The following is a 15847-nucleotide window of genomic DNA, read 5'->3' on the forward strand; positions in this document are numbered from 1 at the left end:
TGCGAGCTATGTTCAAACAACTTAAGTTGAAAATATTTGCCCTCGGCATGGCTTTGGTTCTACCAGCTGCGGGTTGGGGAGAAGTCAATTTTGCTCAGAAACCGCTGGCGGCCGGCGGCGGCGTAGACCCTAACCTGTTGTTTGTGCTCGACGATTCAGGTTCCATGCGATGGGGGTTTATGCCTGATGACCTGGATGCTAACTTTAATATCGGCAGCAATAATTCCAACTGCGGCAACTTTGGGACATATGGAGGCATGAGCCTCTGTTATTACTACACCAATAATGGACGGCAGTTTCTCGCATCCAGTCACCTGAATAAACAGTACTATGATCCAAGTATTACTTATGCTCCCCCTTTGAAGGCTGACGGATCGAGTTTCGAAAACTCCTCATTTACTGCCGCCTCTGTAAACGGATATGACACAAGCGCGAGCACTGTTAATTTGTCAACAAACTATCGTGCTGTGATGGATGATTATTTCTATAAGTCTGGGTATAACCGAGGATTTGCGATTAGTCACAATGCTAATAGTGAGGCGGCTTTCTATTATACGTTTAACGGCGGTGGCGGTTGTAATAGCAACCCCTATCCGGACTCATGCTACACAAAAGTTGTAGTGGGTGCTGCGGAAAGACAGAACTTCGCCAATTGGTTTACCTATTATCGCACCAGAGAGATGTCTGCAAAGGCGGGTATTGGGACGGTGTTTGCCAATCCTGATCTAAGCTCAGATTTTCGCCTTGGCTGGGGTTTAATTAACCAGGGGCGGAATACCGTTGATGATGCAACCAATGTTCGGGCCATAACCAACGGCGTACGCCCTTATGACTCTGTCCGTACAAATTTCATTAATTGGCTCTATGGGGTAAATTCTACAGGCGCAACACCTTTGCAGAGGGCGTTAGAGGGTGCAGGCCAGTATTATGAGAAGAGCGAGCGTGCGTGGCTTGATGATCCCGGTAAGTCCAAAAGCTCGGCGAATCCAGCCAGGGAGTGTCGTATTTCGGCAACGATGCTGATGACGGATGGTTATTATAATGTCGGGAGCAGTTATGACCCTGATCTAACCGTCAATGCTGATAATGTCGATGGCCCTGAGATTACTAATAGTGCGGGTGACAGTGGTCAATATAAGGCGGTTCCCCCCTTCAGTGATAGCGTGACGAGCCGAGTAACCCTTGCTGATATCGCAGCCCATTACTGGAAGCGCGACTTGCGCCCGGATATTGATAACTTCGTCCCTACGATCGATGAGGTTAGAGGGGGCTCTGATGCCAGGTCGACAGTCGGCAATCCTGCTTTTTGGCAGCACATGATGACATACGGTATTGGCTTTGGCGTTGAGGGAACGGTTTCGAGAGATGACGCTGTTTCGGCGGTTTTAAACGGTACTAGTGTCGATTGGTGGGGCGGTAACACCAATCAAAATAAGATTAATGACCTCCTTCATGCGTCAATGAATGGGCGTGGTGATTTCTTCAGTGCTGGGGATCCCGAGACATTTAGAACTCAATTAGAAGGTCTGTTAGACCAATTTCTTGGTAATGCAGGCTCGGCCACTGGTGTCGACTTCAACGTCGCGTCAATCGAAGCAGATAACGCGCTTGTATTCTCGAGTTACTTCGAACCAAATGGTTGGACAGGGGACCTCGAAGCGACCACGCTCAAAGCCGGGGCTGATGGCCGCCCAGAAGCCGTAGGAGGTGACGACAGTGAAGGGTGGTCTGCGCGAACGAAGCTGAACTCTGCTGTTCCTGATGACAGGAATATTCTTACATTTGATGGCAGTCGTGGGCAGCCCTTCCGCTGGACGTCGCTGTCCAACGCCCAGAAGAATGATTTAAATACCGGAACGCCGTCACTCGGAGAAAAGCGACTTGAGTTTATCCGGGGTAAAAAACGCGCAACTTTCGAGGCTGAGAACGAGGGAGATGGAAAATACTTCCGCCAGCGGCAGCATTTGCTGGGCACCATTGTTAACTCTACTCCTCGCTTCGTAGGCGTGCCAGACTCAAACTGGCCGAACAGCAACGATTTCGGTGACGGTAAGTATACAACCTTCGTTAACTCTAACCTTGATCGAACTGCGGTTGTATATGTGGGTGCTAATGACGGGATGCTGCATGGCTTCCGGGCGACGCCAAACGATGAGGGCGGTGGTGAGGAAGTTCTGGCCTATGTCCCTTCTTTCATATCGTCAACTGCAGAAGAGGAAGGGCTGCATTACCTTACGAAGCCTGGGTTTTCCCACCGTTTCTATGTCGATTTGAACCTTGAGGTGGTCGATGTTTATTCACGAGGTAGAAGGGCCAACGGCAACGTCGAGAACCAGAGAAAGTGGCGGACAGTCCTCGTAGGGGGAAGTCGTGCAGGCGCTAAAGGGATTTTTGCCCTAGATGTGACCAATCCCGACGAGTTTGGTGAGGACAATGCAGGTGCACAGGTCCTTTGGGAATTCACACACGAGAAGCTTGGCTACCTGGTAGAGCCGCCTGAGATTGCACAAATGGAATGGCCGGATGGCAACATTCGTTGGACTGTTTTCGTGCCTTCTGGATACAACTCGGGTTCCACAGGGTTTTTCATGTTGGACCTTGAGGGAGGGCTGGATGGAAACTGGGACAATAGCGATTACATGTATTTTGAATTTAAGTCCGGTGGTTCAGGACTGTCTCCGTTGACGTTGATTGACAACGTAAACGAAGATCATCTTGTTGATCGTGTTTATGCGGGTGATCTTGATGGGAATATGTGGGTTGCGGTGAACAATGAGGGGACAATGGAATCCGCTCACACCCAAGCTGGTTTTAATAGTCCGTATTTCAAAGCGGATCAGCCTATAACATCGGCTCCGGCCGTTGCCTTGTCAATGGATACCGGCAAGGATCCTGATTTGATGATCCTTTTTGGTACCGGTAAGTATCTGGAGACCGGTGACCACTCCAACAAAGATGATCAGTACTTCTACGCTGTGCATGAAACTTCGGACGCTGGAGCTCTTCCCCTTACAATTAATGATTTGGTGGACATGCCGGTAACCGAGCAGGGCGGTACCATTGATGGGGTTAGTCGTACAATTCGGGTAGCGTCGGAAAACCGTGTTGACTATGAGCTCAAGCGTGGCTGGTATTCTAAATTGCCTAGCAGTGGCGAGAGGGTGGTTAACTATCCGGTTATTCGTGGTGAATATGTGTATGTAAATACACTGATTCCAGGCGAAAATCCGTGTCTGGGCGGCGGCGACGGCTGGGTTATGGGCTATGAGATTCTTCGTGCCGAAAACACAACTCCAGGTTTTGCTGCATTTGAAAACAGTACCGAAAATGCGAGTGGGTTCAAAGTAAGTACGCCTCCATCGCAGCTATCGGTCTGGGGCAATCTCCTGGCATTTAATAGCAGTTCTGGTGGAGCCCAGTTTGTTGGCTTGCCTGAGCTAATCATAGGGCTGGGTCGCAAGGGCTGGCGGGAGATAACTGAGTGAGGGTCAATGGTTTGAAATACCGTAGACAAAGTGGCGGGTTCACGTTAATCGAGTTGATGATCGTTGTTGCCATCGTCGGGATACTCGCAGCAATAGCGTACCCGTCGTATCGTAACAATGTGATGGCTACTCATAGAACCAATGCCCAGGCAGACATGATGAAATTGGCACAATGGATGGAGAGAAAGTATCTTCAGCAGAACTATGATTACAGGGACAGCGGCAATCCGCCAACGTTGCCCCAGACAAGATCTCCAGAGTCAGGAACCAAAATGTATGATCTGTCTTTGGCGAGTGTAGATAAAAACTCTTTTACCTTGCAGGCTGTGCCAGCGGGGGCTCAGTCAAACGACAAGTGTGGCACGCTCACGCTGGAGCATTCGGGTAGAAAGGAAGCCAAGAAAGGAGGCACAGTAGTTGCCGACTGTTGGTAGTGGGCTGGCTACCCCTGTCACATACATGTGACAGGGGTGCCGTTAGCTTTCTCTGGAATGCCATCTCCATCTGAGTCGCGGGCTAGTCTTATACTGCCGCCCTTTCTTACGACGATGTGGGCGGCCTTCATTGGATTCCCATCGTCGGGACACCATGTAATGTTTCCGAGGTCGCTATAGATCATACCGTTAGGCTTATATTGAAAGTAGCTTCTACTCAATGATGCTACTTTAAGATAGCCGAGCTTGGGTGGTGGTAGGACCCTGATGACCTGCTCCGAACTGGCTACTCGCCGTAAATTGCCCGGATCTTTAAAAAGGGTTAAAGGTTGAGACCAGTCTCGGCTGCAGTTGTCATCCTGATCTAGCGGACACAGCGTAACAAGGGTACCGTTAATAACAGATTCCTGTCGCCCTAACGCCATGAATCCAAGCGTGTCATTGATTACTGCCCTTCGCTGTGAATCGTCGACCAGTTCCTTTAGTGATGGCAAGCCTGCGGACGCCACTATCGCTATAACGGTGAGGCAAATCATCAACTCAGTTAAGTTTACGCCTGATTGTTTCTGTCTCCCGATCATCCTTGATGCTCCTGTAGGTTTCCATCCTGAAAACCATCACGCTATAGTCTTTTGTAACATCGTGTAAATTGGCAATGTCGAATTGATCTGTAAGAAATTTCTCACTCCATCCCTAATTTCTTCAACCGATACCGCAACGCCCGAAAACTGATCCCCAGCCTCTTGGCCGCCGCCGTCTTGTTCCACCGGGTTGCCTCCAGCGCCTTCTCAATCGCCTGCCGCTCGATGTTCTCCAGGAAGCCCTCCAGGTCTATCTCCCCCTCGGGCACAGGAGTAGGAGCCTCCGATGTGCCGGTGTCAGAGCTGCGCTCCGATACCGGGGTTCCAGGGATAGCACCACCTCCTAGATGCAAATCAGCCGCATCAATCAAATCTTCATCACACAGCGTAAACGCCCGCTCCAAAATATTTTCCAGTTCCCGCACGTTGCCCGGGAAATCGTATCCCTGCAGGCGTTCGATAGCCTCTGGCGTTAGTTTGGCCGGATCGCATTCGTACTCTCGGGCGATGCGCTGCAGAATATGGTCGGCCAGCAGGGAAATGTCTTCCGCCCGCTCGCGCAGAGGCGGTACCGCCAGTTCAATCACGTTAATGCGGTAGAACAGATCCTGGCGGAAGCTGCCTTCCTGCACCAGTTCCGGCAGGTTTTTGTGAGTGGCGCTGAGTACGCGGATATCCACCGGCACCTCCTTGGTGTCGCCCACGGGCCGCACGGCTTTTTCCTGTATGGCGCGCAGCAGCTTTACTTGCATGGCCAGGGGCAGGTCGGCCACTTCATCCAGGAACAGGGTGCCGCCATCGGCACTGCGGAACAGGCCATCCTTGTTTTCAACCGCACCGGTAAAGCTGCCTTTCTTGTGGCCGAAGAATTCGCTTTCCATCAGCTCTGAGGGAATGGCGCCGCAGTTAACAGCAACAAAGGGGCCATCGGCCCGGGGGCCCTGCATGTGGATCATTCGGGCAACCAGCTCTTTACCACTGCCGGATTCGCCGCTGATAAACACCGGCGCCTGGCTGCGGGCCAGCTTACGGGTCTGGTTTCGCAGCTTGCGGATTTGTGGAGACTCACCGAGCAGAAGCCCCGGCTCGTCGGTTTCGGCAGTGTCGTGGTTTCTGGGTTCACTCAGCTTCAGGGCACTGTTCACCAGTTCCCTCAAGCGGGGCAGTTCCACGGGTTTTGAGACAAAGTCGAAAGCGCCGGCTTTCAGGGATTCGATAGCCGTGTCCATGTTGCCGTAAGCGGTGATCACGGCCACCGGCGTGCAGGGGGCGTGCTGCTGAATCCAGTGCACCAGGTCTATGCCATTGCCATCGGGCAGGTTCATGTCGGTCAGGCACAGCTGGGGCTTGTGTTGTTCAAGCAGGGCCCGGGCTGTGGTCAGGTCCGGTGCCGTGAAGGTGGTAATCCCCATGCGGGTGAGGGTGATTTCCAGCAAGTCCCGGATATCCGGCTCGTCGTCAACAATCAGCGCTGTTTGGTGTGTCATTATTGGTATTCGGTTCCCTGTTGAATTTCAAACGCCCGATGCCCTGCGCCCGGTCTAGATCATACGCCCGGGATGCGCAAAGGTAATGCGAAAACGGCAGCCTGGCTGCTCATCTTCTACCAGCGACAAATGCGCCTGGTTGGCTTCGCATAACTCCCTGGCCAGGTAAAGGCCAAGGCCGGTGCCACTCTTGTCAGTGGTGAAAAAAGGTTCGAACACGGAGTTTCTGTGTTCCGGGGCAATGCCCGGGCCGAAATCCCGAACATCCACGTAGGCCCTTTCTCCATCCGCTGTGGCGCCAACGGTTAATTGTATCCTGTTTTGGCCGGTCTGCTGTTTGCTGTAGCGCAAACCATTGTCACACAGATTCACCATCACTTGTTCAATCTGGCTTTTGTCGAACCGGGCGGGCGGCACCCGTTCATCAGCGGCCAGTTCAATGGTGGCTTTGCTGCCATCGTCCTGGGTTTGCTGGAAATCGTTGCGGAATTCTTCGAGCCAGGCGGTAACATCCACTTGCTCGGTATTGGCCGCCTTGCGCCTCGACAGGTCCAGAACGTTTTCGATGATGCCGTTTACCCGTTTGGAGTGGCGGCGAATGATGTCCAGCATCTGGGCATCCCCCCGGTCGAGGTTGGGGGATTCTTCCATCAGTTGGGCTGCGTGGCTGATGGCACCTAGTGGGTTGCGGATCTCATGGGCAATGCCCGCCGTGAGTCGCCCAAGCGACGCCAGTTTCATTTGTTGGGCCTGCTGGGTAACTTTGCTCATATCCTCGATGAACACCAGAATCTGGTCACCCCGCTCCTGATCCAGTTGGGTAAAGTTGGCCTGTAGCAGGGGGGAGGTGGGAGACGCCTGAAACGGTTCGATGCGCATGTTGGGGTTCTTCAGCCAGGCCTCCAAACCTTTGCGCAACGGTTTGGGCAGTAATCGGTTGTGGTGCTCTGCGCTACTTTGGCTGGTGACCGACCCGAAAAGCAGCTCTTCCGCCGCTGCGTTAGCCAGTCGGACCTGGCCAAAACGGTCCAGTACCAGAATGCCCGTTCGCATGCGCTGGATGATCTGCTGGTTGATCTGCTCCAACTCCGCAATGCTTCGGGCCCTGCTGGTGGCCAGAGCCTCGCTGCGCATCATGCGCTTCGAGATGCCTTGCAAAACGAAGGCAGCGGCAAAATAGAGGATGCCCAGTGAGCCGGCGCGAACAATATCGTCCGCGGATTCGTTGATCACCAGCACCGCCCAGCCGGAGATGCCCAGGGAACAGATGGCTGCGAGCGCAGCGTAGAAAGTGCCCATGCGGCTGGGATTGAGGATGTTCCCGGCGGCAACGGAGACAATGACCAGATTGGCAAGGCCGTTGGTGATGCCGGTGCTGGCCAGCAACAGCCCATGCATTATCAGGATATCGATCAGAATAGACAGGGTTATGTGCCGCTGCCGTGGCTGCAGCCCCGCCAGCAGCATTAGACCAACAAAGGCGTTGATGGCGAGATAAGACACCGCGCCTGCCTGGTAATAATCCAGCCAGCGAAATTTGGAATCGGTGGTGAATGGGTCCACAAACAGCAGGCCGACCAGCATCAGGCTGATCACCAGCCGGTAATGATTGTAGATGCGGAACAGTCTCACCTGCTGATGGTGTGCTCGTGGCCCGAAAGGAGAGCGCGCGGCTGTGGCTGAAGATGCGTCGGTTACCATGGGTATGGTTATCTGCCTTTGGTCAGGAGAAATCCTTGTCTATGGAGGGTTATAATAGCCTTTTAACGGCAATAAGTTACAGGAGCCCTGATCATGACGGTAACCGGTACAACCACCGAAGACACTGCTGCGCCCCGTAAGCTACGGGTGGTGATGGCCCAGCTGGATTTTCTGGTGGGGGATATTCCTGGCAATACCGACTTGATCATTCAGGCCACCCGTGAGGCAGAGGAGCAGCATCAGGCCGATATCGTGTTGTTCCCGGAACTTTGCCTGACAGGGTACCCGCCGGAAGACCTGTTACTTCGGCCGAGCCTGGATTTGCGAGTGCAAGAAGCGCTTGAGCGTTTGCAGCAGGCGAACCTGGCCCCCGCCATGGTCATTGGTGCGCCTCTCCGCTCGGCGGGCTTGCTCTATAACGCGGCAGTGATCATCGAGGCCGGGGAAATCCGGGGCCGGTATTTCAAACGCTGCCCACCGAACTACCAGGTGTTCGATGAGAAGCGCTACTTTGCCGAAGGTTCGCAGACCCTGGTGGTCGACATCAAAGGAGTTCCGGTGGGTATCACCGTGTGTGAAGACCTCTGGAAAGATGGCCCCCTGGAAGATGCGGCGGCCGCTGGCGCCCAGTTGGTCCTGAACCTGAACGCGTCTCCCTACGACATCGACAAGCAGGCCCGTCGCAAGGCGTTGCTGGAGCGCAAAGCCACGGAAAATCGTGTCAGTATCGTTTATGTCAACCTGGTGGGTGGGCAGGACGAACTGGTGTTTGATGGTGGCTCGATGGTTTATGACCACTCGGGTACTTTGAAAGTCGAAATTCCCCAGTTCTCCAGTGGCCTGTTCCCGGTGGATTTTCTGTGTGAGCATCACTGCCAGCCGGTGTCTCAGCCACTGCCCTCCGAGCCGTCACTGGAAGCGAATGTTTATAACGCGTTAGTCACCGGTGTTCGGGACTACGTTAATAAAAACGGTTTCAAGTCTGTAGTACTTGGCTTGTCCGGCGGCATTGATTCCGCAGTGACTCTGGCAGTGGCGGCGGATGCGCTGGGAAAGGAGCGGGTGCGGGCGGTGATGATGCCCTTCCGCTACACCTCCGGTGCCAGCCTGGAAGACGCGGAAGCCCAGGCGAGGGCTATGGGCGTTCAGTACGATGTGTTCTCCATTGAGCCGATGTACGACACCTTTATGACGACCCTGGCCAAACCCTTTGAAGGTACACGTCCAGACACCACGGAAGAAAACCTCCAGGCGCGCCTTCGCGGCGTGTTGTTGATGTCCCTGTCCAACAAGTTTGGCTCTCTGGTACTGACCACCGGTAACAAGAGCGAGATGGCGGTGGGCTACTCCACGCTCTATGGCGATATGGCCGGCGGCTTCGATGTGCTGAAAGACGTGCCGAAAACACTGGTGTTCCGCCTGGCCTGGTACCGCAACAGCTTGGCACCGGTTATTCCCGAGCGGGTGATTACCCGTCCGCCGTCGGCCGAACTGGCGCCCGACCAGAAAGACGAAGACAGCTTGCCCGGCTACGACATTCTTGACCAGATTCTGCATTTTTACGTGGAGCGGGATTACAGTGCCGAGGCGATTGTCGCGGAGGGGTTTGCCCGTGCGGATGTAGAGCGGGTGGTGCGCCTGGTGGATATCAATGAGTATAAGCGGCGCCAGGCGCCGATTGGCGTGCGTATTACCGAGCGGGGTTTCGGTAAGGATCGTCGCTATCCGATCACCAATGGATGGAAGCTTGGTTTCTGATTGCTTCCCCTTGAAAGAAATAAGGGCCGGTGGCGAATGCTCCCGGCCCTTTTGACATCTGGATGGTTATTCGTCGCCAATCAGGCCAAAGGTGACCACATTGGTGAGCGAACGATTCTGGCGGCGCAGGCGGTCAGACTGGAATTCGCCGTTCTCATCAAACGCCTCGCTGTTGGGAAAGTTGGTGCGCAGGGTGGCTATGGCGTCGCTGGCGCCTTTTTTCAGGTCCATTAACCGGAAGGTATCGGCCAGTAGAATCAAAGCTTCTTCCACGGACGGTGAAGACGGGTAATTCTCGACAACATAGCGGGCCCGGTTGTTTGCCGCGATGTATGCCTCACGCTTGATGTAATAGCGGGCAGCGTGCAGTTCCAGTTCCGCCATCCGGTTGCGCACAGCGATCATACGTTGGCGGGCATCCGGGGCGTATTCGCTGTCCGGGTAGCGGTTCAGAAGCTGAGAAAAATCCCGGAAGGCCTGCAGTTGCTCGCCAGGGTTTCGGGCGGCAACATCAATGGCGAAGTATCGCGCCGCCAGACCGATATCGAGATTATAGGAAGCAAGGCCACGCATGTAGAGGGCGTAGTCCAGGTGCTCGCTCTGCGGATTCAACCGCATGAAACGATCCGCCGCTGCCCGGGACCCCTCAAGATCAAGATTCTGGTAACGGGCGTAGATCAGGTCCAACTGGGCCTGCTCGGCATAGCGGCCGAACGGGTAGTAGGTTTCCAGGGCATCCAGGTTCTGCTCGGCTTCATTGAAGTTGCCGGAGTTCATCGCCTTGCGGGCATTGTCGTAATAGGTCTTCTCCGGCAGCACTTCCACGTCTTTTTTGGAAGCGCAGCCCGTGGCCAGCGCTATCATTGTGGAAAGTAGCAGTAATCGGACAACTGATCTCATGCCGGAATCCCGTATAATGGTCACAACTTGAATGAATTTCGCATTGTAGCAAAAAGAGGCTGAATGTCTTCCAATAACCGGATTACCGGACATTACATAGTACCCCCGCAGCTCAGCGACAAGCGCCTGGACCAGGCCGCCGCCGAGTTGATGCCCGAGCATTCCCGCTCGCGCCTGCAGTCCTGGATCAAAAGCGGCGCCTTGACCGTTAACGGCACCGTTCGCAAGCCCAGAGACAAGGTGATGCTGGATGACGTTCTCGACCTGGACGCTGAACCGGAAGTACAGGTGACCTGGGAAGCTGAGCCCATCAGTCTGGACATTGTCTACGAAGATGAGCACCTGCTGGTGATCAACAAGCCCGCGGGCCTGGTAGTACATCCTGCCGCCGGCCACGCCGATGGCACCCTGGTCAACGCACTGCTCAATCATGCGCCAGAAGTAGAGAACCTGCCCCGGGCCGGCATTGTTCACCGCCTGGATAAGGACACTTCCGGCATCATGGTGGTGGCCCGAAGCCTGATTGCTCACACCTCCCTGGTGGACCAGCTGCAAACCCGCACTATGGGGCGGGAGTACGAAGCGGTTGTGGTCGGCTCATTGACCGGCGGCGCTACCGTAGACGCACCCATCGGCCGGCACCCCCAGGACCGCAAGCGCATGGCGGTGGTTTCCTCCGGTAAACCGGCAGTTACCCATTACCGTTTGCTGGAACGTTTCGCCGCCCACACCCATATCCAGTGCAAACTCGAAAGCGGCCGAACTCACCAGATCCGCGTGCACATGACCCACGTGCGCCACCCCTTGGTGGGCGACCCGGCATACGGCGGCCGCCTGCGCCTACCCAAAGGCACCACGGAAGAGCTTCGCCAGGCCCTGGCCGCGTTCAGTCGTCAGGCCCTGCATGCCAGAAGGCTGACCCTGGAACATCCGGCAACCGGCGAAACCCTCAGTTGGGAAGTGCCCTTGCCGGACGATATGGTCCAACTCATCGAAGCCCTGCGCAAACACGCCCGGGAGCTGGAAAACAGTGATTTCTGATAACAACACCCTGACCCCGAGCTGGCGCGCGCCAGCTCATGTGCGGGCCCTGTGCACAACCCGAAAAGGTGGCATAAGCCTGCCGCCCTGGGAAGCCCTGAACCTGGGCGGGCACGTCAACGACAACCCGGACCACGTAGCGGAAAACCGCAACCGCCTGGCCGCCTTCACCGGTCTGGATGCCACCAACATCGGCTGGCTCAACCAGGTTCATGGCACCGGTGTGCTAGAACTCACGCCAGACAACGTAGATTCAATACCCGAAGCCGATGCCAGCTACACCCGCCACCCCGGCATCGCCTGCGCCATACTCACCGCTGACTGCCTGCCCGTCATCCTGACAGACACCGACGGCACCGTCATAGGCGCCGCCCACGCCGGCTGGCGCAGCCTGTGCGGCGGCGTACTCGAAAACCTCATTGCCGCCATGGCCGTACCCCCGTCCAACCTCCAGGCCTGGCTCGGCCCCGCCATAGGCCCCGACAGCTTCGAAGTCGGCCCCGAAGTCCGGCAGGCCTTTCTCGACCACAACCCCGATGCTAGCCAGGCTTTCATTCCCGCAAAACAGCGTCCCGGCCACTACCTGGCCAACATCTACCAACTTGCAAGTCAGCGCTTGAAAGCAGCCGGCGTTAGGTCCATCTCTGGCGGCAGTTTGTGCACTGTTAATGACAGCGACTGGTTCTTCTCGTATCGAAGAGACGGTGAAACCGGAAGAATGGCGACGTTGATCTGGATGAAATCATAATCAAGCCCAAGACGTCTCGGGCGAAAAACTCCGAAGCATCGGGCTGGGGCAGGGAGCGCTTTCCAGAACTGTCTGCAGCAGGGATGCTGTAGTCAAGCCTACATGGAAGTATTTACGGCGTGTTCTGGAAAGCGCTCCCTGTTCCAGCCCCGACGACGTAATAGCATGCCCGTAACGAACCAAACTCCACGCCAAGACTGATCGCCGTCAAATTTCTGACGAAATAGCCCCCAGCCAACTTGAAGTCCCCCAGGTTGCCCCTACATTAACTGTCAAAGCAACACGAATACCCTTCACCAACCACCAACCGGTATTCGCACAAAATTCGGGGAAACGAGCACATGAGAATCGACAAACTCACCAGCAAACTGCAAAGCGCCCTGGCCGATGCCCAGTCCATTGCCGTCGGCAAAGACCACAACTTCATCGAGCCCGTCCACCTGATGCAGGCCCTGCTCGACCAGCAGGGTGGCTCGATCAAACCCCTCCTTCAGCAGGTAAGTGTAGAGCCCGGCCGCGTGCGCCAGGCCATCGCCAAAGAAATTGAAAACCTGCCGGAAGTGCAGGGCAACGCCGGCGACGTGTCCATGTCAAACGACATGGGCCGGCTGTTCAACATGGCCGACAAACTGGCCCAGAAGCGCGGCGACCAGTTCATTTCCAGTGAGCTGGTTCTGCTGGCAGCCGTCGAAGACCGCGGCTCCCTCGGCCGTGTGCTGAGAGAACAGCGCGTGGACAAGGCTGCCCTGGAAAAAGCCATTGATGCCGTGCGCGGCGGCGAAACCGTCAACGACGCCAGTGCCGAAGAAAATCGTCAGGCGTTGTCCAAATACACCATCGACCTCACCGAGCGCGCCGAAGCCGGCAAACTGGACCCGGTCATCGGCCGCGATGACGAAATCCGCCGCACCATCCAGGTACTCCAGCGCCGCCGCAAGAACAATCCCGTGCTGATTGGTGAGCCGGGTGTGGGTAAAACTGCCATCGTTGAAGGCCTGGCCCAACGCATCGTCAACGGTGAAGTGCCGGACGGCCTCAAGGATAAAAAGGTGCTGTCTCTGGACATGGGTTCACTCATCGCCGGCGCCAAGTTCCGCGGTGAGTTCGAGGAGCGCCTGAAAGCCGTGCTTAACGAACTGTCCAAACAGGAAGGTCAGATCATCCTGTTCATCGATGAGATCCATACCATGGTCGGCGCCGGCAAAGCCGAAGGCTCCATGGACGCCGGCAACATGCTCAAGCCCGCGCTGGCACGGGGAGAGTTGCACTGCGTAGGTGCCACCACCCTGAACGAATACCGGGAAAACATCGAGAAAGACGCAGCGCTCGAGCGCCGTTTCCAGAAAGTACTGGTGACCGAGCCCAGCGAGGAAGACACCATTGCGATTCTTCGTGGCCTGAAAGAGCGTTACGAAGTTCACCACGGTGTGGAAGTGACCGATGGCGCGATCATCGCCGCCGCGAAACTGTCCCACCGTTACATCACCGATCGCCAGCTGCCGGACAAGGCCATTGACCTGGTGGATGAAGCAGCCAGCCAGATTCGCATGGAAATGGATTCCAAACCCGAGGCGTTGGATCGTCTGGAGCGACGCCTGATTCAGCTCAAGATCGAACGTGAGGCCCTGAAGAAAGAAACCGATGCGGCCTCCAAAAAACGGTTGGAAGAGTTGTCCTCGGTGATCGCCAATGTCGAACGTGAATACGCCGATCTGGAAGAAGTCTGGAATACCGAGAAAGCGGCACTCCACGGCTCCCAGAAGATCAAGAGCCAGCTGGAGCAGGCCCGGATTGATCTGGAAAACGCCCGCCGCGCGGGTGACCTCGGCAAAATGTCCGAGCTTCAGTACGGCACCATCCCGGAACTGGAGCGCCAGCTGGATATGGCCAGCCAGGCTGAAATGATGGAAATGAAGTTGCTGCGCAACCGGGTAACCGACGAGGAAATTGCCGAAATTGTCTCCAAGTGGACCGGCATTCCGGTATCGAAGATGCTTGAGGGCGAGCGGGATAAACTGATGCGGATGGAAGACGCCCTCCATGACCGGGTGATCGGCCAGCATGAAGCGGTCGAGGCGGTCTCCAATGCGGTGCGTAGGTCCCGGGCCGGGTTGTCTGATCCCAACCGGCCGAATGGCTCGTTCCTGTTCCTCGGGCCGACCGGTGTGGGCAAGACCGAGCTGTGTAAAGCTTTGGCATCGTTCCTGTTTGATACCGAAGAGGCCATGGTGCGGATCGATATGTCCGAGTTCATGGAGAAGCACTCCGTCGCTCGTCTGATCGGTGCGCCTCCCGGTTACGTGGGCTACGAAGAGGGTGGATACTTGACCGAGGCGGTGCGCCGCCGGCCGTACTCGGTGCTGCTGCTGGATGAGGTCGAAAAGGCCCATCCTGATGTGTTCAATATCCTGCTGCAGGTGCTGGATGATGGTCGCCTGACCGACGGCCAGGGCCGTACGGTCGACTTCCGGAATACCGTGATCGTGATGACCTCCAACCTGGGTTCCCACATCATTCAGGAAAAGGCGGGTGAGGAAAACTACGACGCCATGAAGGCGGCAGTCATGGAGGAGGTTGGAACGCACTTCCGCCCTGAGTTCATCAACCGGGTAGACGAAGTGGTGGTGTTCCATCCGCTGGCGGAAAGCCAGATTCAAGGTATTGCCCGTATCCAGATCGAGAATCTGGCGCGGCGATTGAAAGATCAGGATATGAAGCTTGAACTGGACGATGCGGTTATGCAACTGCTGGCGGAAGTGGGCTACGACCCGGTCTACGGCGCACGTCCTCTCAAGCGGGCGATTCAGCGGATGATTGAAAACCCGCTGGCGCAGAAGCTACTGCAGGGCGGCTTTGTGCCCGGCGACACTATTCGTGCCGCTGTAGAGAACGACCAGTTGGTGTTCTCAAAGGCCTGACAAAGCCGGGCGTCAGCCAATAAAAAAGGCCGGGCAACCAAACGTGGTTGCCCGGCCTTTTTTGTGGTGAGAAAACTAGCGTTGGGCGGGTGCCGAGCCTTCCGGCCCGCAGTTTTCTTCCATAATCTCCCGGAACCGGCGACGTTGCTCTTCGATTTCGTCCGGCGCCAGGTAACGCATCTCGCCGTTCTCCTCAACCCGGATCCGTGCGTTGCTGTTCAGCACGTCCAGATTGGACCGGGCGGTGGCACAATTGGCTTCCCGCTGCTTGCGGCGCGCTTCCTCAACAGCGGTCTCCTGACGGCGCTGTTCCTGGGAGCGCTGCTGCTCCTGCAGTTCTCCCAGCTGTTCCTGGGCACTCTGGCGCTGGCCTGACTGGCTTCTGCTGGTCGTGCCGGAGCGGACATTCACCTGCTCCGAGTTCGCGCCCGTTGGCTGGCGGTCGCCAAAGTGGGTTACGCCGTTCTCATCTGTCCATTTATACACTGAAGCGCCGGCCACAAGGCCCGGTGTCATCGCCATCAGAAGTGTCAGCATCAGGATTTTTCGATTCATGTCTCTGCCCGTTTCTTGTCTACTGCCTGGGGATATCATGCCACCGAAACGATGGATTTTCCCTTGCCTGGTTCAAATCTCTTGCACGTTATATCCGGTCAGTATGGCAGAGTGTAGAGGAAAATGGTCGCAATTAAGCCACAGCGCCTATTGACAGTGAGTTTCCCGCTGTCAGAATTACCGATTGCCTGAAGACTGGGGTCAATACGGCAGGCAATCCCGAGCGAGTATCCCCCGTT

General features: G+C 55.9%; 11 protein-coding genes. 6 read left to right on the top strand and 5 right to left on the bottom strand.

Going from position 1 to position 15847, the window contains the following annotated elements; translation table 11 throughout:
• The first annotated feature begins 8 nt into the window (after positions 1-8).
• Together QUE75_RS04350 and QUE75_RS04355 are read left to right on the top strand one after the other, a co-directional pair.
• Positions 9-3485 carry a pilus assembly protein gene (locus tag QUE75_RS04350; RefSeq protein WP_286253892.1) on the top strand — a complete coding sequence of 1159 codons (3477 nt, stop codon included), beginning with the start codon at positions 9-11 and terminating at the stop codon, positions 3483-3485.
• Complete coding sequence (locus QUE75_RS04355) at positions 3482-3919, top strand: type IV pilin protein (RefSeq protein WP_286253894.1); 438 nt, start codon at positions 3482-3484, stop codon at positions 3917-3919. Before QUE75_RS04350 ends, QUE75_RS04355 begins: the two co-directional genes overlap by 4 nt.
• 17 nt (positions 3920-3936) lie before the next feature.
• On the opposite strand, the gene QUE75_RS20585 is transcribed toward QUE75_RS04355, so the two are convergent.
• From QUE75_RS20585 to QUE75_RS04365, 3 genes are all read right to left on the bottom strand, one after another.
• Positions 3937-4500, bottom strand: a complete 564-nt coding sequence (locus QUE75_RS20585; protein ID WP_396631687.1) for a GspH/FimT family pseudopilin — start codon at positions 4498-4500, stop codon at positions 3937-3939.
• 101 nt (positions 4501-4601) lie between these two features.
• Entirely contained in the window at positions 4602-5987 is a 1386-nt protein-coding gene (locus tag QUE75_RS04360; RefSeq protein ID WP_286253896.1) for a sigma-54-dependent transcriptional regulator, read from the bottom strand.
• A gap of 54 nt (positions 5988-6041) precedes the next feature.
• Positions 6042-7688: a sensor histidine kinase gene (locus QUE75_RS04365; protein WP_396631688.1), complete on the bottom strand. Its 1647-nt coding sequence runs from the start codon at positions 7686-7688 to the stop codon at positions 6042-6044.
• 93 nt (positions 7689-7781) lie between these two features.
• Between QUE75_RS04365 and QUE75_RS04370 the strand changes: the two genes are divergently transcribed.
• Positions 7782-9446, top strand: coding sequence for an NAD+ synthase (locus QUE75_RS04370; protein WP_286253898.1), 1665 nt, complete (start codon positions 7782-7784; stop codon positions 9444-9446).
• Positions 9447-9512: 66 nt separating this feature from the next.
• Here the strand turns inward: QUE75_RS04370 and QUE75_RS04375 are convergent, their stop codons facing one another.
• Complete coding sequence (locus QUE75_RS04375) at positions 9513-10346, bottom strand: outer membrane protein assembly factor BamD (RefSeq protein ID WP_106693210.1); 834 nt, start codon at positions 10344-10346, stop codon at positions 9513-9515.
• 63 nt (positions 10347-10409) lie between these two features.
• Between QUE75_RS04375 and rluD the strand changes: the two genes are divergently transcribed.
• From rluD to clpB, 3 genes are all read left to right on the top strand, one after another.
• Complete coding sequence (gene rluD / locus QUE75_RS04380) at positions 10410-11387, top strand: 23S rRNA pseudouridine(1911/1915/1917) synthase RluD (RefSeq protein ID WP_286253900.1); 978 nt, start codon at positions 10410-10412, stop codon at positions 11385-11387.
• Positions 11377-12135 (top strand): peptidoglycan editing factor PgeF, encoded by a 759-nt coding sequence (gene pgeF, locus QUE75_RS04385; protein WP_286253903.1) that lies wholly within the window; start codon positions 11377-11379, stop codon positions 12133-12135. The genes rluD and pgeF overlap by 11 nt, the downstream gene beginning before the upstream one ends.
• 341 nt (positions 12136-12476) lie before the next feature.
• Complete coding sequence (gene clpB / locus QUE75_RS04390) at positions 12477-15053, top strand: ATP-dependent chaperone ClpB (protein WP_286253904.1); 2577 nt, start codon at positions 12477-12479, stop codon at positions 15051-15053.
• Positions 15054-15128: 75 nt separating this feature from the next.
• Here the strand turns inward: clpB and QUE75_RS04395 are convergent, their stop codons facing one another.
• Complete coding sequence (locus tag QUE75_RS04395; protein WP_061332346.1) at positions 15129-15608, bottom strand: DUF4124 domain-containing protein; 480 nt, start codon at positions 15606-15608, stop codon at positions 15129-15131.
• Between the last annotated feature and the right edge of the window lie 239 nt (positions 15609-15847).

It is taken from the genome of Marinobacter shengliensis, from assembly GCF_030297115.1.
In the GTDB taxonomy this organism is placed as follows: Bacteria; Pseudomonadota; Gammaproteobacteria; order Pseudomonadales; family Oleiphilaceae; genus Marinobacter; species Marinobacter shengliensis.